Here is a 16513-nt window from a genome sequence, read left to right on the forward strand (position 1 = left end):
ACGCAGCCCGATTATCCCGCCGTCACGCGCCGGAATCCCCAGCGGACGATCATCGCGACAATCACGCCGAATACGAGCATCGCGACGACGTTGAGTAGCAGCCAGGCCAACGAGATGTGCGCCGGCTTGGGGCCGAACGCCGACAGCGGCACGACGATCAGGTTCATCACGACGAACACGCCGAGACCGAAGGCCAGGCCGGCCAGGACGGGGCGCGACCGCAGCCAGGCGAGCCGCGCCGCGGCGGCGGCATAGATGCCCGCGATCACAATCGACATGGCAAGCTGGAGCGCCAGCCCCAGGGCGACGGTGCCCGCACCGCCGGCATAGGATTTCATCCCGACCAGCCCGCTCGCGATGCCTTGAAGGATCAGCGCCGGGCCGACATGGTTGATGAGCGCTGCCGCACCGATGTCTAGCGTGCCGGCGACGAGGCCGGCGACCACAACCGCGCGGGTAATCTCGATCGTCTTGTCCATGATTCGAACTCCCTCACGAAAACAGATGATTCGTCTCTGGTCGGACGGGTTCGGCATGGTCGCCGGCATGGATACCACATGCTTTGGCTTGCACTTCGCGGTCCGCTGCCGACAATGGCATGTGCTCGACTCAGAAACATACATTCAGTCTGTATGAAAACGGAACGCCGTACGCAAGCCGAACGGACGACCGCCACCCGCGGCGCGTTGATCGCGGCAGGGCGGGCGCTGTTTACCGAGCGCAGCTATGCCGAGGTCAGCGCCGAGGAGATCGTTTCGGCGGCTGGTGTCACACGCGGTGCGCTCTACCATCATTTCGAGGACAAGAAGGGGCTGTTCGCCGCAGTGTTCGAGGCGATCGAGGAAGAGACGATCGCGCGGCTCGCCGCCGCGGGCGGTGAGGGCGGCGCGCTCGACCGGATACGCGCCGGAACCAAAAAATGGCTCGACCTGTGCCGCGAGCCCGAGGTGCATCGGATTGCGCTGATCGAGGCGCCGGCGGTGCTGGGTTGGGAACGCTGGCGCGCGATCGGCGACCGCTACAGCCTGGCGCTGGTTGAGCATCTGCTCAGCAGTGCAATCGCTGCGGGGGAAATCCCGCCGCAGCCGGTGCCACCGCTGGCGCATGTCCTGCTCGGCATGGTGCGCGAAGGCGCGCTGTTCCTGGCGACCGCCCCTGACCCCGCGCAGGCGCAACGCGATATCGGCCACGTGGTCGATCACTTGCTGTTGGCTCTGAGTCGGCCGGACGGCGCGGCAGCCTGACGAGCAATGGCAAGCCCGTCAAATAGCGTTCAGGCGCAGGTCGTCCGCTGATTGAGGCACAAAGTCTTGGTCCAACCGACCCCCGCCTTGATGCGGATCTTCACGAAATCGCCCGCGCAGCCGAGCAGATAGGCAGGTTGGTCGGCATCCTGGCCAGCCAGAATCTGGGCAGCGCGTTCATCGTGATCGGCACGGATCGGCTCACCATTGACGAGCCCGTCGGACCCGAGAACGGCGCGATGCATATAACCGCTGCCGCGAAAGATCGTCTTCCGCGTGTCGCCGACCAGCTCGGCGCGATCGATCGCGAACCAGTCGCCCATCTGGCCGACGACATGGACCTCGATCCAGTCGTCGCCGGCGCGCGGGGGGCGTAACGTCGCGGCGACAGCGCCGCCGGGGGTCTTGCGCACGTTGGTGCCGGCAGGATCGGGATCGATCACGCTGACGGTCACGTTGCAAGCGGTGGCAGCAGGCGCGGCCGCTTCGAGCGATGCCAGCGGCCACAACGAAAAGGGAAGCGCGCAGAGCAGAAGCTTCATCGGACATTCTCCGGGAGGCGGAATCTTTCCGCGGAGGATGGCTCTCCGGCGCGTCGTGCGCAACGCACGATCGGCGCAACCGGCGGTCAGATCGCCTTCACGCCGACCACCCCCGGACGCGACGTAGCGAGGCGCCACACTTCCTGCAGACCCTGAAGCACCAGAATCGCGCCGACCACGACGATTGCCCAGTGGATGCCGAGGTTCACGCCGTGATCGATGTCCGCCAGTTGATCGGCGGGAAGCGTGCCGCTCGCGGTGAGCCAATGGCCGGCTTGATAGATCACATAGGCCAGGCCGAGCCCGCCCGCCGCGGTGCCGACCGACAGCACCGCCAGTACCATTTTCCAGCGCGGGCGCAGCCACTGGACGATGTTGTAGATCAGCCGCGCGACCATCAGCGCCAGCACCGGCCACCACACAGCGGCCCAGATCGGATCGGGCGCCAGGATCAGCCCCTTCACGTTGCCGTAATAGGTCGGGAACGGCACCAACCCACACCACCAGAGGATGAAATAGACCCCGACCGCGACCTCGAACGCCGATCCCCAGACATTGGGTTGCTTGTCCTTGACCTCAGGCAGGTCCTGGGGCCGCCATTTGGCGAGATGCTCGGCGGGGAAGCCGGTGCGTTCGAGCGCATAGAACACCGCGGCGACCGTGCCGAAGGCGAGCATCGCCGAACTGAACAGGTTGGACATCGCTCGGCCAAGCGCATGGGCGATATCGGCGTGACCGAACACCACGCTCGATGCCGCGGTGACCACGAACGCGAGCGCCACGACCATCGCGACGATGCGCAAGGTCGCGACGAAGAACGGGAAGGCGTCGGGCCCGATCAGATATTGCTGCGGCCGATAGCGCGAGGCGACGATCAGAGGGTGACCGACATCCTTGATCAGCGCGGCGACCTCTTTCCTGTTGAGCGGGCGGCCGAGCGCGTCCTCGCGCACTTCCTGACGGGTGAGCAGATCGTCGCGGATCTCGGCAACGATATCTCCGGCGTTTTCCGCGGGCAGGCGCCGCGCGATCGCGGCGAGATAGCGGTCGATGAGGTCCATCTCATTTGTCCTTTTCGGTAAGGCGCAGGATCGATTCTGAAATCGCATTCCATTCGTGAAGCAGCGCGGCGAGCGTGTCGGTGCCGTCGACCGACAGGCGGTAGAAGCGCTTGGTGCGCTTGGCCTCCTCGCGCCATTCGGAGATCAGCAGGCGCTGCGATTCGAGCCGGCGCAGCAACGGATAGAGCGCGCCTTCGTCGATCAGCAGCCCGGCATCCTCGAGCGACTGGCGCAGCGTATAGCCATAGCGCTCCTCACGCAGCGCCCCAAGCACGGCGAGCACCAGCGATCCACGCCGGAGTTCTACGCGCAATTTTTCGAATGTGTCGTCATCGACTGGCATAAGCTGTGCTTCACATAGTGTGTGACATACACTGTATGATACACGGTAATTGAAGAGTCAAGCCCGGCAATGCCAAGGGGTGGCGGGAGCGGCGATGGAGAGCGCGATGGATAAGGAACGCGGCGGGTTGCCGGTGCTGGACTTCGCCGATACCGAAGCGTGGGAGACGTGGCTGGCGACGCACGGCGGAAAGGCGGCGGGCGTGTGGCTGAAGATCGCCAAGGCGGGCAACGCTGCGTCGAGCTTGACCAAGGCGCAGGCGATCGATGGCGCGCTCTGTCATGGCTGGATCGACGGGCAGATCGACAAATGGGACCAGGCCTGGTTCCTGACCCGCTTCACCCCGCGCAAGCGCACCAGCAAATGGTCGGAGAATAACCGCAAGCGCGCGGAGCAGCTGGTGGCGGACGGCCGCGTGGCGCCGGCGGGATTGACCGAGATCGAGGCGGCCAAGGCCGATGGGCGATGGGACACGGCCTATGCCCCAGCCTCTACCGCGGCGGAGCCGGAGGATTTGAGGGCCGCGCTGGACGCGGAGCCGGCCGCGCGGACCTTCTTCGACACGCTGACCGGGGTCAACCGCTACGCGATCCTGTACCGCGTGCAGACCGCGAAGAAGCCGGAAACGCGCGCGGCGCGGATCGCGAAGTTCGTCGAAATGTGCGCGCGGGGTGAAACGGTTCACTGAACGGAAGGAATGCCGTTCTTGGGAGGGCCGCGTCAGCCGCCAATCGCCTCTTCCGATCCAGGCGGCTTCAGATACGCAACCCGCATAGGGCTGCCGTGATCAGAAGCGACACGCCGCCCGCGCCTAAAAGGCCGCACGCCCACACCTGGTTCGCGATCGACGACCGGACGCCATGCGCCAGCAAGACCGTGCGCAAGCCGCAAAAGACGTGCGCGATGACGAAGAAGACGCCGAGCGCATAATGCGGCAGCAGCCGGATGTTCCACGCATCCATTAACAGACCCTCCGGAGCACCCGTCGCCCAGGCCCAGTCGGTCGGGATCCCGTGAACCCATCGCGCCGAGACGAAGGCGGAGTTGAGATGCGTGAGGATGAACGCCGCGAGATATGCGCCCGACCCGACCTGTAGCACCCCTGCGACATCGAGCCGACGAGCGCTCCATCGCCATGCGAGCTTGAAGCCGCTTGCGACCTGGAAGAGCAGGATCGCCACGAAAACCGGCTCGACGAATCGAGAGCGGTACACGAGCCGCCCTATCGCCATCACCTGTGCATGTATGACGGGACCGAACAGCCCGAACAGATGGTTGGTCAGGTGGAAGGCCACGAACAGAAGGATGGCTAAAGCGGAGATGCCGTGCACCACGCGCAAACGACCCGTCATGGCACCGGGAGGCCGCGATTGCCCTTTAGAACTCGCGACCGCCGCGCCGATGCCGAGGACGAGCCAGAAGATGGACCAGGTCCATAGGTCGGGGAGAGGAGAATGAACCAAACTCGAAACCACGCCGGTCGACACGAACAACGGCGGGGCCGCCAAGGCGACGAAAGCGAGGCGCCGTACAACCGGCGGTGCATCGCCAGACCGCCTCGCGCAGCGCCAGGCGGAGACTAGGCATGAGAGCGGCAGAGCGAAAGCGAGGATCAACCAGATTGCTGGAACGACGCTCTGGGGCTGCGCGACGATTGCCTCATGGAACAGCCGCAACGTCCACGGATAGGCAAGGGCCGCGCCGATCGGAATCCATGGCAACAGGCGCTTCAGCCAGCCGAGTTGGCGACCGGCGTCCGCGCCTTCGTCCGAGATGAAGGGTTCGGGCAATTGGATCCCCGTTGGTTGGAAGAACCTGATGGGTCAGCCGGGCGCGCTCGGGACGCGGCGGCCTGGCTCGAATAGGTCAGCTATGGTCAGGCTCAGGCGACCGAGCGTCGCAGAGCATGATCTTCCGGATCGCGCGCCCGCACATTGTCGATTGCCCAGGCGCCAGGGCCGGCGGCTGCGAAATAAAGGAAGATGAAGCAATAGAGGATGGCCGCAGTCCCCATGTTCGCGACCGGCCAGAATCCCATCGGGACGTGAAACCCCCAATACGCGACCGCCATCATTCCCGACAGAAGGAAGGCAGTCGGGCGGGTGAAGAGCCCGACCATGAGCAGCATGCTTCCGACGAACTCGAGCAAACCGGCCGCGAACAGCCAGGGCGCCATCTGGGGTGGTGGCGCAGGCATCGGCAATGTCGGCCAATGGAAGAGGTGGTATATTCCCGCCTCGAGGAACAAGACGGCGGCGACGATCCGCAGAATCGCCAAAAAATATGCCGAACGGGCTGCGAGAACCTTCATTGCCTATCCTCCTTCGCTGTTTGCGACCAGTTCTTTGCGTATTCGGCGGCGACATCCCGACCGCCGAGTCGACACGCGTTCTCCGCGGTGCTCCATGACTGCGGCCGCATCAGCGGCCCGCCATTGATTTACTACGGTATGACATATATTACGGTGCACCGTAACACTTAGAGGTCATCATGTCAAAACAGCAAGAGGAGACGGACCGTTTGGACCAGGTTCCGGCCGATCTGGTTGCGGCCCTGAATGCGCATAGCGAGGCCGTGGTGCTGTTCCATTCGTCGGTTGCCCAGAGCATGGGCCTCGACCCGTCAGCCTATAAGAGCCTGTTTCTGCTGAACCGCCTGGGCCCGCTCAGCGCAGGGGAGATTGCGAAGGAAACCGGACTGGCAACTGCGTCGGTGACCGACCTGGTCGATCGCCTGGTCGCAAAGGGCTATGTCAGCAGAGGCCCCCACCCCACGGATCGGCGGCGGATCGTCGTCACGCTGAACGAAGCGTCGGTGACGAATTCGCGTCGCGGCTTCGGCGTGCCCAACCCTTCTTTGGCCGAACTCTGCGAGCGCTACGATGGCCAGCAATTGGAGCTCATCGCCGACTTCCTCAAGCGGAACGCGCAAAGGCTGAGGGACGACCTGGCTGACGCAGCAGTTTAGCTAAGGCCCAGGCCGCAACCTCTCGGCGGCCGCCCTATCAATCGGGCAGGCGATCGAGGGCTATTCGGAATCGCTCGACCATGAAGTGCGAACCCAGAATATCCGCATCGTACTGATCGAGCCCGGCAACACCCGCACATCGTTCGAGAACAATTTGACTCGCGCGGATCGCCCGCTTCCGGTTTACGATACTCTCCGAGCTGCCGCGGAGGTGATGATGCGTGACGCCGTCGAGGCCGGGGATGCGCCCGAGATCGTCGCCGACACGGTGGTCATGGCCGCCAATGCGGCGACCCCCAAAAGGCGTTACACTGCCGGGAAACTGGCCGGCCAAGTGAGCTTCATGCGCCGCTTCCTGCCCGAATCGTTCGTCGACAAGAACCTCAGAAAGTTCAACAGGCTCCCCGCCTGAACGGCTCCGTGGGCCGCTGATCCAGCCGCCCGGCAATTTGGAAAGGCATTGCTGATGAAAGCGTTCATCGCCGATCGATATCGGAAGAACGAGCCCTTGCGCTTCGATGAGATGCCGGAGCCGGTGCTCGGACAAGGCGACGTGTTGGTGGAAATCCACGCTGCCGGAGTTAATCCGCTCGATGCCAAGATTCGTGACGGCGCCTTCAAGGCGTTCATTCCCTATCGGCCGCCTTTCATCTTGGGCCACGATGTGGCGGGCACCGTCGTCGCGCTCGGTTCGAACGTCCGGCGCTTCAAGCTTGGCGACGAGGTCTATGCTCGGCCGCGTGATGGCCGGATCGGCACCTTCGCCGAGCGGATCGCAATCGACCAAGAGGATTTGGCGCTGAAGCCTGGCACGATCAGCATGGAGGAAGCAGCGTCGATCCCCCTGGTCGGACTGACCGCCTGGCAAGCGTTGGTCGAGCGAGCCGGGCTGGAGAAAGGGCAGAAGATCCTCATCCATGCGGGTTCCGGCGGGGTCGGCACTATCGCCATCCAGCTCGCCAAGCATCTCGGCGCGACGGTGGCGACCACCACGAGCACGGCCAATGTGGATCTGGTCAAGCGCCTCGGCGCCGATATCGTCATCGATTACCGCAGTCAGGAGTTCGACAAGCTGCTGTCCGGCTACGATGTCGTCCTCAACAGCCTCGACGGCACCACGCTTCGCAAGTCGCTCGAGGTGCTCAAACCCGGCGGCAAGCTGATCTCGATCTCCGGTCCGCCCGACCCGGATTTCGCGAAGGCCCAGGGGATGAACTGGCTGTTGCGGCAAGTGATGCGGCTGCTGAGCCTGGGCATCCGGAGAAGGGCCGCGGCGCGCGGCGTCCATTATTCCTTCCTGTTCATGCGCGCGAATGGCAACCAACTCGGCCAGATCACGGCGCTGATCGACAAGGGCATCATCCGCCCGGTCGTCGAGCGGATCTTCCCGTTCGACGATACCAACGAAGCCCTGGCCCTGGTCGAAACAGGCCGGGCGAAAGGCAAGGTCGTCGTCAAGCTGAGGTGACGCCGGATCGGATCGGAGGAAAAGGCATTTTGCCCGTATCAACGTGATCCCGACTCAGGAGCGTTCGTCATCGCCAACCTAAAGCGAACCATCAGCGCCGGCGCGTTGGCTGTGCTGACGTTGGGCGCGTCGCCCGCACGGACGTCCTGGACGGACACGCCGGTCGCCAGGCTCGAAGCGCTGGCCGAGCTCCAGACGTTGAATGCCGACCTGCTGAGCCATGACAGCGCGACGCTGACGCTCGACCGCTGGTGCGCGCGCCACCATCTCGCCGATGGCGCCAAGATCGTCGCGGATCGCGTCCGCGGCCAGGACAAGCCGCCCCCCGCCGCGGTCCGTGAGCAACTGCAGGTCGGCGCCGACCAGCCGATCGCCTATCGCCGGGTGCGATTGCGCTGCGGCGAGCACGTTCTGTCCGAGGCCGATAATTGGTATGTCCCGTCGCGCCTAACGCCGGACATGAACCGGGCGCTCGAAACCGGCGATACTGCCTTCGGTCGTGTCGTTCAGCCGCTTCGGTTCCAGCGTCACACCGTCTCGGTCCAGCTGCTCTGGTCGCCGTTGCCCGAGGGCTGGGATAGCGGCGGCGCCCCGTTACCACGCGCCAAGCCAGGTGCGGCCCTGTCGATTCCCGACAACGTGATCGAGCATCAGGCCCTGCTGACGCGTGCCGATGGCGAACCGTTCAGCTACGTTGTCGAGACCTATACCGGCGCGGTCCTCGACTTTCCGCCGTCGTTCTAGTTTGAAGGTCCGGCCTAACGGGCATGGCCGGACTTCATGCCATAAAGGGCGAGAAAGGCCTCGACCGAGGCGTCGGCATGCCGCTCCAGCTCGGCCCTCGCGCGAGGATGGCCGTTTCCCTTGAACATCGCCTCGTTCATCGGAATCCAGAGCAACATGCCAAAGAAATGGCTGGCGGCGAGATCGGCATCGCCGGCGCGCATGAGACCCTGAGCCGACAGCTTTCGAAAGCAGGATGCCATCGTGGCGAGCATTCGCTCGAAGCCCTTTTCGTACCAATCGCGGCCGAGGCTCGGCATCCGGTCGGCATTGGCGATGATCAGGCGTCGGAGTTTCACCAATTCGTCGTCCAACAATGTCGTCACCACGAGCCGGCCGAGTTCGGCGAGACCGCCCTGCTGGAATTTGGTGTCGGACAGCAAGCCCGTCACCGACTCGACGATGTCGTTCGCCCCGGCCGCGGTCGAACGGACCACTTCTCCGAACAATGTCTCCTTGTCGGTAAAGTGCTTGTAGATCGTCTGTTTGGAGACGGCCGCCTTGGTGGCGATCTCCTCCATGCTGGTGCCGTCATAGCCCTTGCTGATGAAGGTGGCCGTCGCCGCCTGGATGATGTCCCGCTCCTTGCGCGCCGATCTCGTCTCGCCGTCGATGTTCATAGGCCCTCGTCGGTACGGTACTAGACAGTACCGACGCCGAATGCTAGCGCGCCATCAGTACTAGTCGGTCTAGTACTGCAATGCGAGCTAGCAGCGGAGCAGACCATGCCCAAAATGATCTTCGTGAACCTCCCCGTGCGCGATCTGACGGCCTCGACAGCCTTTTACGTCGCCCTCGGCGGCACGGTTAACCCGCAGTTTTCGGGTGAGACTTCGACGTCCCTGATGTTCTCGGACACGATCTTCGTCATGCTTCTCACCCACGCGCATTATGGCGAATTCACCAAGCGCCCAATCGCCGACGCGCATGCTTCCAGCCCGTTGCTGCTGGCGCTGTCGGCCGACAGCAAGGACGAAGTGGACGCGATCGTCAATCGCGCCGCGGCGGCGGGCGGCGCTGCCGACCCCAATCCCGCGCAGGACCTGGGGTTCATGTACAACCGTCATGTCGAGGATCTCGACGGCTACGTCTGGGAGATCATGTGGATGGACCCGTCGGCGATGGGCAGCGCTTCGGAGGCTGAATAAGAGGTACCGATTGTCGGGTTGCGGCGTCCGTTTACCGAGGGGTGGAATTCGCACGATCGGTGCGCCACCATGCATGCTCGATCCTGTTCGATTAGGTGCATCAGTAAACGCGCGCCGCAGCCCGGCATCTGCGCAAAGGAGGCTGGGGGGATGGCGTGGACGCATCGGCTGGTCGGCAAGGCGGCTCGGATGGTGTGGCGGATCACCAAACCGCGGACGATCGGGGTTCGTGCCATCCTGCTCGATCGGGATAGCCGCATCGCGCTGGTCCGCCACACCTATATGGATCAATGGTATCTGCCCGGCGGCGGGGTGAAAAAAGGCGAGAGTATCGACGCCGCTCTGTTCCGCGAGCTCGCGGAAGAAGTTGGCGTGGCCCACGCCACGATCGAGCGCGTCCTGGGCGTCTATCATAGCCGGCGTGAGGGCAAGGACGACCATATCGTCATTTTCGTCGCGCATGCCGGTCCCGATGCGAGCGCCGAGATGCACCGCACCGACCTGGCCGAGATAGCGGAGGCCGGCTGGTTCGCGCCGGAAGACCTGCCCGCGTCGCTGTCCCCGGCCACCGCTCGACGGATCGCCGAATATCGACAAGGCGTCACCGGGCTCGGCGCCTGGTAAGACCGCGATCTCTTGCTCCGCGCGCGTTTGGTAGCGTCGTTTCCTTCCAAGACCGCCCACCCGATTGATGACAGCGTCCGGCATCCCCGACGATCCGGAGCGCCTTCAATGAAGATACGACATTTAGCAGTGAGCACGACGTGTGCCTTGCTCGCAGCCACCGCGGCTCACGCGCAGACCGGAACAGGGACCGCAACGACGACCGTCACACTGCCGACCACCGCAAGGCCGACGGTTGCGACGTCCGGGCCGGCGAGCGCTGCGGGATCGACCAGGATTAACAGTTCAGCCCGCTTACCGGGGGCGCAGACGATGGTCGGGGGCAGCCAGAAAACCACGGCAACCGACGCCAGCCGCACAGGCATGGCCGGGCCGCAAGGCGCCAATTTCACCAATGGCGGGCGATCGGGCGTGCGCGAGGGCGATGACGCCGTCGACACCGAACGCGGTGTCGAGAATGCCGATGGATCGAGCGCGATCGTGTCGCCGGACGGCGGCGTGCGCGAGGATACCACGCCGCAATCCACCCCGAATGATGCGCCGACCGAAAAGAGCACTTGGCAAAAGGCAAAGGACGCGGCCGAAACAGGCGCGTACGGGGCGTCGGAAAAAATATCCGGCGTGATCGATCCGCTTGCCGACAAAATCTGGGGAAAGAAGGGAGAGGGTCAGGGCATGGCCGGCGCGCGCGGCACGCCCGACGATCGCCCGACCTACGGCACCAATACGCTGAAGGGCCCGCCAGCCGGACCCGTCGGCGGCGATCCTGGCGATGGCGCCAACGGTCAGCCGTCGGGTGGCGGCGTCTCGGGCGCGAATGGCGACACAATCAATCTCGGCAATCGTGCCGGCGGCGATGCCCCGCCGGGCCCACCCAAGCCGCCCGAAGGGATCGACACCAGCAAGCTGAATAACGGGGCGAGCGATCCGACGCGGCGTTGAACCGCAGCGAGCGGTGACTTCATGTCGGGCGGGTATCGCAATGAGATAGCGGAGGTTGCTGGTTCGCGCCGGATGACCTGGCCGCGTCGCTGTCCCCCGCCACCGCTCGCCGGATCGTCGAATATCGGCAAGGAATCACCGGGCTCGGCGTCTGGTAGGCTGCTGTGCCCGAGCCTGGAATACTATGCGATAGGCGCGGTTCGAAAACAGGTGCAGACGATCGCTAGCGCTCAAGCCATAAACGACCGCTGTCGGCATGCGGCCGAGCGGCGAAAACTGGGTAGAATGATGTCCGGCAGCTTTTTCCGGAGAGCGGGCCAAAACCGGACATCGCTTCCAGGCCGGCTTATGGACCGTTCTTTCCCTTCTGATCGATCAGGACTGCTTGTTGCCATCGGCTTGGCGCCTTGTCGGTGCGATGAATGCAGCCCACCCAGCAGCACGGTCGCTTATTCCCCTCCAACAGCTCGTCACAGGTTCGCCGGATGCGGCGTTGGCGGGTCGTTGGCTGCTTCGCGTCATCGACCCAGCAGATGAATTCATTTCGACCGAGCGGGGTCAGGCTTTCCCAAAGCATAAAGATTTTGGGATCCGATCTCACCGCTGCTTGAAGGTCGTCACCCGCTTCGTGAACAGTGCCGTGCGGAAAAGCGTTCGCCACGAGACCTCCAGGCAATGCCACCCCACCGTCGAATTCATTAACGCCGCATCGAGCGGCGGCTTTCGAGCTTGCCTGCTGGATAACGGAATGTCCATAATCGGGCCGCTTGCGACAATCAGCTTTCCATCAGTCTCCGGCCTGATCGGAAAGCAGCGACTGCCCGAGCAGCGTCAACAGCTTGACGTCGATCGCGACACCTGCGGCGCGGCGCTCGGCGATGAAGTCGGCTATCGTCGCCAGTGGCACGCGGTGAACAATGATGTTCTCATCCGCCGTCCCGCCACCCTCGCTCACCCGCGTCAGCCCTTCCGCGCGGACCAAGGTGAAGCATTCGCTGACCATGCCGGGTGAGGCGTAGAAGGTCCCCAACGTGGTGCATTTGGCGGGACGATAGCCGGTCTCTTCCTCCAGCTCGCGCGCGGCGGACATTTCGGCGGTCTCGTCTTCGCTCTCGTCGCCGACCAGTCCGGCGGGCAGTTCGAGGCACGGACGCCCAAGCGGCACGCGATATTGTTCGACCAGCAGGATGTGCCCCGCGTCGATGGCGATGATCACAGCGGCCTGGACGCCGCCGACGCGCCCGACATATTCCCAGCGGCCGCGTTTCTTCATTTCGAGAAACCGACCTTTCCAGACGGTTTCCTCGGTCGCGTCGGCGTCGGTGACGCTCACAGTTCGATCAGCCGATCGGGGAGTTCGTTCACGTCGCTTTCCGTCTTGGGGAAATGTTCGGCGACGATGGCGCCGATCGCGGTCACCGCGGCGGCCATGCCGCCGCCCGGATGCCCGGCGCGCACGCGGTCGATCAGCGCCGCCATCGCTGCGCCCCAGCGTTCGGGCGGGACCTTGGCATGGATCGCTTCATCGGCGACGATCTCGGCCAGCCGCTCATCAAGCGAGAGATAGAGCAGCACCCCGATCCGCGCGGCGGTACGGCGTTCGGCGCCGACCTTGAAATACTGGATCGCGCGCCGCCGCACGCGGCGCGATCGCACCGCCTTGGGGGTCAGCGCCAGCCGCAGCGGCGACCAATAGAGCGCGCCGCGCACCAGCAGGAAGACGATCGCCTCGACCACCATCAGCGCGAAGAACGACCGCCCCAGATTGACCCGGCCTTGCCAGCCATTCTGGAACCAGGCGATCTTGTCCTCGATCGCGGTCGGATTGAGCGCAGCGATGCCCGCCACCAACAGCATCGCGACGATGCCGAGGGTGAGGCCGATATCGTGATAGGGGTCCGATCGCGGTGCCACGATGGTAACGATCTCGGCATCGGTGCCGGCCTCGGCGGCGGTGACCGCCTGGGTCACCTGTTCGCGTTCGGCCGGGGTCAGGATCGGTCCGCGCATCACCAGCTCCCCGACGCGCCGCCGCCGCCGAACGACCCGCCGCCGCCCGAAAAGCCGCCGCCGCCGCCGCCCCAGTCGCTGCCGCCGCTGCTCCAGCCGCTCGACGACGATCCGCCGCCGCTGCCCCAACCTCCGCCTAGGCCCGGCCCCCACAGCACGACCGGCCCACGCCCACCGCGATATTTTCGGCCGCGTGCACCGCGAAAGATGATCGGCAGCACGAAGAACAGCACGATGACGACCCAGAAGATCGCGATGAAGCCGTCCGATGACGAACCCGACGATCGCGCCGCCTGCGGTGCCGCGGCGGCCGCCTTGACCCGCGCCTCGGCTGCTTCGGGCGGCGCCTTCATCTGCTCCGCGATCGCCTGCGCCCCCGCAACGATCCCGCCAGCCATGTCCCCGCTGCGGAATTTGGGCAGGATCTGGTCGTCAATGATCGTCTGCGACAAGGCATCGGTCATGATCGGCTCGAGGCCATAGCCAACCTCGATCCGCACTTTGCGCTCATTGGGCGCGACGATCAGGATGATGCCGTTATTGACGTCCTTTTGCCCGATCCCCCAGGCCCGACCGAGTTTGTAGCCATAATCCTCGATCGGATAGCCCTGCAGATCGGGGATCGTCGCCACCACGAACTGGCGTTGCGCGACCTTGCCGACATCGGTCGACAGCGCCTCGATCTGCTGCTTCTGCGCAGGACTGAGCAGATTGGCGGCATCGACCACCCGCCCGGACAGAGCCGGAAAAGTCTGCGCGCCGGCGAGCTGGGGCGCGACCAGCAGCGCCAGCATCAGCAGCAAGGCACGGAGAATCCTCATCCGGATTCTCCCGGCAGCGAATGCACGATGGTCACCGCGGTCAGTTCGTGTTGCCGAAATCGACCGTCGGGTTGGTTTCGGCGCCCGGCTGCGCCTGGAACGGGACCATCGGTTTGGCGCCGTAGAAGATCTTGGCGCCGACCGCGTCGGGGAAAGTACGGATGCGCGTATTATACGCCTGGACCGCGGTGTTATAGTCGCGGATCGCGATCGTGATACGGTTGTTGCTGCCCTCGATCTCGGTGATCAGCGAGCGGAAATTCTCCTGGCTCTTGAGGTCGGGATAGGCCTCGACCGTCGCCAGCAACCGGCCGAGCGACGAGCCCAACTGGTTCTGCGCGGCCTGGAAGCTCGCAACCTTGGCCGGGTCGGTCAGGTCGGTGGCGTTGACCTGGACCCGCGTCGCATTGGCGCGCGCGTTGATCACGTCGGTCAGGATCTTGCCTTCGGATGCGGCGCTGCCCTTCACCGATGCGACGACATTGGGAATGGTATCGGCGCGACGCTGATAGGCGGCCTGGACATCGGCCCAGCGCGCCTTGGCATTTTCCTCCGCGGTCGGGACGGAGTTGATCCCGCAAGCCGACAGCATTGCCATGGCGGCCAGCACGATCATCGCACGAAACTTCATCGAGATATCCTCCAGTGCCCCTTGCGTGGCGGCAATGTAGTGACGCTCGGCGCCGTCGTGAAGCGGATTCGGTTGCGCGGGCGCAACGGACCGCCGCTTGCATCCATGTGATCCGGGTTTAGGCTGTGCCGCGCTGAGACAGGGAAAGACGGGATCATGTTCAAGGAATTCAAGGCGTTCATTGCTCGCGGCAACGTGCTCGATCTGGCGGTCGCGGTGATCATCGGTGCGGCATTCGGCAAGATCGTCACCTCGCTGACCGACGACCTCATCATGCCGCTAATCGGCAAAATATTCGGCGGGCTCGATTTCTCGAGCCATTTCATCATCCTGTCGCCCGAAAAGGTGCCGCCGGCGCTGGCCGGATCGACCGACTACGCTGCGCTCAAAAAGGCCGGCGTCGCGTTGTTCGGCTATGGCGAATTCATCACCGCCGCGGTCAATTTCCTGATCGTCGCGTTTATCATCTTCCTGCTGGTGCGCGCGGTGAACCGCGTTGCGCCCAAGCCGGAGGAAGCGGCGCCGGCGGATCCCGCCGACGTCGTGCTGTTGCGCGAGATCCGCGACGAATTGCGCGCGCGTAAGGGAGCGTAAGGCTTCATACCCCTTAAACTCCCCTCCCGCAGGCGGGAGGTGAACTGGCCCGTTCAGGCCGCCGCGAGGTCCTCGCTCACCGCGTCGGCCAGGCTGGTGCCGTCGAGGATGCGCGCGGTCTCGTCGCGGACGCGCGCCATGGCGTGGCGGATCGCGCAAGCCGCTTCGTCCTTGCAATCGGCGCAGCGGCGATAGGCGGTGCGGCTGACGCACGGGACCAACGCCAAGGGTCCTTCGATCACGCGGATGATCTCGCCCAGCGAGATCAGATGGGTCGGGCGCGACAGGCAGTAACCGCCGGTCTTGCCGCGATGGCTGTGCAAAAAGCCCGCCTCGCGCAGATCGGCCAGGATCAGTTCGAGAAATTTGCGCGGGACGTTGGCATGTTCGGCGATCCGGTTCATCGGGATCGGGGGCCCGCCCGCGGGCGCCTCAGCCAAATAGAGCATCGCGCGAAGCGCGTAACGGGAACGCTGCGTCAACATAATAGGTAACCTTATTACCCAATAATGTGGCGACCGAAAGGCGGAAGCTCGGAAAAACGGCGGTTTTTGGCGGTTTGGCACCGCGCGTCCGCATCAAAGGATCAAAACCCCCACTTTTCTTTAATTGCGCAGCCCCTATATTGGTCGGGCCGGGCAACCGGCTATGGCGATAAATGATGGCGTGCAATAGACGCAGCGGACCCGGGGGCAGTACCCGGCGGCTCCACCAGAAATGGTGGTGGATCTGGACACCGTTTCTGACGGGGCCGAACCAGGATCGACGTGTGTTGAAAAGCGCCGACGTTCGCTCAGAACGGGCCACTGTGACGGCTCATTACACAAGTGCCAACGATAACGAAGCACTCGCTATTGCGGCGTAACCCCAAGGCCTAACGGCTTAAGGTTATTCTAAAATGCGCGGTTGGACCGCACCGGGCAACAGAAGCGGAATCCAGCGGTACGGGGAGCACCGGGCAACAGAAGCTCCCCACTTGCCCCCTATTTCCCCGACATCACCTTCTGGAACTGCGCCAGCGTGCACAGCCCACTAACGCCCCGCGCGCTGCATCCTGCGATCGGCAGCATTTGGCGATAGCCAGGCGCGGCGGCGGCGCGGAGCTGATTGAGCGTCTGCGCCCGGTAATAGGCACGCACATAAGCGTTGCCGCTTGCGTCCTTCACCCTCTCCAGAGTGATCGCACCGCCCGGTGCGGGATCGTCAGCCGCGAAACCCGGCACCCGCCAGTGCAGGCCCAGCATCCCGCCGAGATTGGCGACATTGGTGTCGTGGCCCGAAATCATCAGCAGCTTCGGCCCTTCGCCTGCCATTGCGCGCAGGATCGGCGGGGGG

24 protein-coding genes and 1 other RNA gene are annotated in these 16513 nt (G+C 64.3%); 11 read left to right on the top strand and 14 right to left on the bottom strand.

The window, feature by feature from the left end; genetic code table 11:
- Window positions 1-11 precede the first annotated feature (11 nt).
- Window positions 12-479, bottom strand: a complete 468-nt coding sequence (locus SAS01S_RS14745; protein ID WP_066809712.1) for a hypothetical protein — start codon at window positions 477-479, stop codon at window positions 12-14.
- Window positions 480-632: 153 nt separating this feature from the next.
- Between SAS01S_RS14745 and SAS01S_RS23285 the strand changes: the two genes are divergently transcribed.
- Complete coding sequence (locus tag SAS01S_RS23285; protein ID WP_066809713.1) at window positions 633-1244, top strand: TetR/AcrR family transcriptional regulator; 612 nt, start codon at window positions 633-635, stop codon at window positions 1242-1244.
- A gap of 29 nt (window positions 1245-1273) precedes the next feature.
- Here the strand turns inward: SAS01S_RS23285 and SAS01S_RS14755 are convergent, their stop codons facing one another.
- The 3 genes from SAS01S_RS14755 to SAS01S_RS14765 all read right to left on the bottom strand — a co-directional run bounded on the left by SAS01S_RS14755 (window position 1274) and on the right by SAS01S_RS14765 (window position 3190).
- Window positions 1274-1786 (bottom strand): hypothetical protein, encoded by a 513-nt coding sequence (locus SAS01S_RS14755; protein ID WP_066809715.1) that lies wholly within the window; start codon window positions 1784-1786, stop codon window positions 1274-1276.
- An 86-nt stretch (window positions 1787-1872) separates the two neighbouring features.
- Complete coding sequence (locus SAS01S_RS14760) at window positions 1873-2847, bottom strand: hypothetical protein (RefSeq protein ID WP_066809717.1); 975 nt, start codon at window positions 2845-2847, stop codon at window positions 1873-1875.
- A 1-nt stretch (window position 2848) separates the two neighbouring features.
- Complete coding sequence (locus SAS01S_RS14765; RefSeq protein WP_066809719.1) at window positions 2849-3190, bottom strand: PadR family transcriptional regulator; 342 nt, start codon at window positions 3188-3190, stop codon at window positions 2849-2851.
- A gap of 106 nt (window positions 3191-3296) precedes the next feature.
- Here SAS01S_RS14765 and SAS01S_RS23170 point away from each other — a divergent pair, with 106 nt between their 5' ends.
- On the top strand, window positions 3297-3878 hold the full coding sequence (locus SAS01S_RS23170) for a YdeI/OmpD-associated family protein (protein WP_066809755.1): 582 nt from the start codon (window positions 3297-3299) through the stop codon (window positions 3876-3878).
- Between the two features lie 67 nt (window positions 3879-3945).
- Here SAS01S_RS23170 and SAS01S_RS14775 read toward each other — a convergent pair whose 3' ends face one another.
- Both SAS01S_RS14775 and SAS01S_RS14780 read right to left on the bottom strand, forming a co-directional pair.
- On the bottom strand, window positions 3946-4683 hold the full coding sequence (locus SAS01S_RS14775; protein WP_218016309.1) for a hypothetical protein: 738 nt from the start codon (window positions 4681-4683) through the stop codon (window positions 3946-3948).
- 389 nt (window positions 4684-5072) lie between these two features.
- Window positions 5073-5501 (bottom strand): DoxX family protein, encoded by a 429-nt coding sequence (locus SAS01S_RS14780; protein ID WP_066809722.1) that lies wholly within the window; start codon window positions 5499-5501, stop codon window positions 5073-5075.
- Window positions 5502-5680: 179 nt separating this feature from the next.
- Between SAS01S_RS14780 and SAS01S_RS14785 the strand changes: the two genes are divergently transcribed.
- The 4 genes from SAS01S_RS14785 (at window position 5681) to SAS01S_RS14800 (ending at window position 8369) form a co-directional block, all read left to right on the top strand.
- Window positions 5681-6157 carry a MarR family winged helix-turn-helix transcriptional regulator gene (locus tag SAS01S_RS14785; protein WP_066809723.1) on the top strand — a complete coding sequence of 159 codons (477 nt, stop codon included), beginning with the start codon at window positions 5681-5683 and terminating at the stop codon, window positions 6155-6157.
- 217 nt (window positions 6158-6374) lie between these two features.
- Window positions 6375-6569, top strand: coding sequence for a Rossmann-fold NAD(P)-binding domain-containing protein (locus SAS01S_RS23075; protein ID WP_218016310.1), 195 nt, complete (start codon window positions 6375-6377; stop codon window positions 6567-6569).
- A gap of 54 nt (window positions 6570-6623) precedes the next feature.
- On the top strand, window positions 6624-7625 hold the full coding sequence (locus tag SAS01S_RS14795) for an NADP-dependent oxidoreductase (protein ID WP_066809725.1): 1002 nt from the start codon (window positions 6624-6626) through the stop codon (window positions 7623-7625).
- A gap of 105 nt (window positions 7626-7730) precedes the next feature.
- On the top strand, window positions 7731-8369 hold the full coding sequence (locus SAS01S_RS14800) for a hypothetical protein (RefSeq protein ID WP_218016311.1): 639 nt from the start codon (window positions 7731-7733) through the stop codon (window positions 8367-8369).
- 14 nt (window positions 8370-8383) lie between these two features.
- On the opposite strand, the gene SAS01S_RS14805 is transcribed toward SAS01S_RS14800, so the two are convergent.
- Window positions 8384-9028, bottom strand: coding sequence for a TetR/AcrR family transcriptional regulator (locus tag SAS01S_RS14805; protein ID WP_066809729.1), 645 nt, complete (start codon window positions 9026-9028; stop codon window positions 8384-8386).
- Between the two features lie 105 nt (window positions 9029-9133).
- Between SAS01S_RS14805 and SAS01S_RS14810 the strand changes: the two genes are divergently transcribed.
- The 3 genes from SAS01S_RS14810 to SAS01S_RS14825 all read left to right on the top strand — a co-directional run bounded on the left by SAS01S_RS14810 (window position 9134) and on the right by SAS01S_RS14825 (window position 11122).
- Complete coding sequence (locus SAS01S_RS14810) at window positions 9134-9556, top strand: VOC family protein (protein WP_066809731.1); 423 nt, start codon at window positions 9134-9136, stop codon at window positions 9554-9556.
- Window positions 9557-9706: 150 nt separating this feature from the next.
- The gene (locus tag SAS01S_RS14815; protein WP_066809733.1) at window positions 9707-10180 is read left to right on the top strand and encodes an NUDIX domain-containing protein; all 474 of its coding nucleotides are present in this window, start codon (window positions 9707-9709) and stop codon (window positions 10178-10180) included.
- 312 nt (window positions 10181-10492) lie between these two features.
- Window positions 10493-11122, top strand: coding sequence for a hypothetical protein (locus SAS01S_RS14825; protein ID WP_157082832.1), 630 nt, complete (start codon window positions 10493-10495; stop codon window positions 11120-11122).
- Window positions 11123-11468: 346 nt separating this feature from the next.
- On the opposite strand, the gene SAS01S_RS22240 is transcribed toward SAS01S_RS14825, so the two are convergent.
- The 5 genes from SAS01S_RS22240 to SAS01S_RS14845 all read right to left on the bottom strand — a co-directional run bounded on the left by SAS01S_RS22240 (window position 11469) and on the right by SAS01S_RS14845 (window position 14584).
- Window positions 11469-11804 carry a YdeI/OmpD-associated family protein gene (locus tag SAS01S_RS22240; RefSeq protein WP_369405750.1) on the bottom strand — a complete coding sequence of 112 codons (336 nt, stop codon included), beginning with the start codon at window positions 11802-11804 and terminating at the stop codon, window positions 11469-11471.
- A 105-nt stretch (window positions 11805-11909) separates the two neighbouring features.
- Window positions 11910-12395: an NUDIX hydrolase gene (locus tag SAS01S_RS14830; protein WP_066809761.1), complete on the bottom strand. Its 486-nt coding sequence runs from the start codon at window positions 12393-12395 to the stop codon at window positions 11910-11912.
- Window positions 12396-12451: 56 nt separating this feature from the next.
- The gene (locus tag SAS01S_RS14835) at window positions 12452-13132 is read right to left on the bottom strand and encodes a TPM domain-containing protein (protein ID WP_066809739.1); all 681 of its coding nucleotides are present in this window, start codon (window positions 13130-13132) and stop codon (window positions 12452-12454) included.
- Window positions 13132-13947, bottom strand: a complete 816-nt coding sequence (locus SAS01S_RS14840; RefSeq protein WP_066809759.1) for a TPM domain-containing protein — start codon at window positions 13945-13947, stop codon at window positions 13132-13134. Before SAS01S_RS14840 ends, SAS01S_RS14835 begins: the two co-directional genes overlap by 1 nt.
- Before the next feature lie 46 nt (window positions 13948-13993).
- Window positions 13994-14584, bottom strand: a complete 591-nt coding sequence (locus SAS01S_RS14845; RefSeq protein ID WP_066809741.1) for a LemA family protein — start codon at window positions 14582-14584, stop codon at window positions 13994-13996.
- A gap of 156 nt (window positions 14585-14740) precedes the next feature.
- On the opposite strand from SAS01S_RS14845, the gene mscL reads away from it, so the two are divergent.
- Window positions 14741-15178 carry a large conductance mechanosensitive channel protein MscL gene (mscL, locus tag SAS01S_RS14850; RefSeq protein WP_066809742.1) on the top strand — a complete coding sequence of 146 codons (438 nt, stop codon included), beginning with the start codon at window positions 14741-14743 and terminating at the stop codon, window positions 15176-15178.
- Between the two features lie 53 nt (window positions 15179-15231).
- Here the strand turns inward: mscL and SAS01S_RS14855 are convergent, their stop codons facing one another.
- The gene (locus SAS01S_RS14855) at window positions 15232-15663 is read right to left on the bottom strand and encodes an RrF2 family transcriptional regulator (RefSeq protein ID WP_066809744.1); all 432 of its coding nucleotides are present in this window, start codon (window positions 15661-15663) and stop codon (window positions 15232-15234) included.
- Between the two features lie 110 nt (window positions 15664-15773).
- Between SAS01S_RS14855 and ssrA the strand changes: the two genes are divergently transcribed.
- Window positions 15774-16116: a transfer-messenger RNA gene (gene ssrA / locus SAS01S_RS14860) on the top strand.
- 45 nt (window positions 16117-16161) lie between these two features.
- Here the strand turns inward: ssrA and SAS01S_RS14865 are convergent.
- Window positions 16162-16513: histidine-type phosphatase (locus tag SAS01S_RS14865; protein ID WP_157082834.1), on the bottom strand; the 352-nt coding region annotated here is incomplete at its 5' end.

This window comes from Sphingomonas asaccharolytica NBRC 15499 (assembly GCF_001598355.1).
GTDB lineage: Bacteria > Pseudomonadota > Alphaproteobacteria > Sphingomonadales > Sphingomonadaceae > Sphingomonas > Sphingomonas asaccharolytica.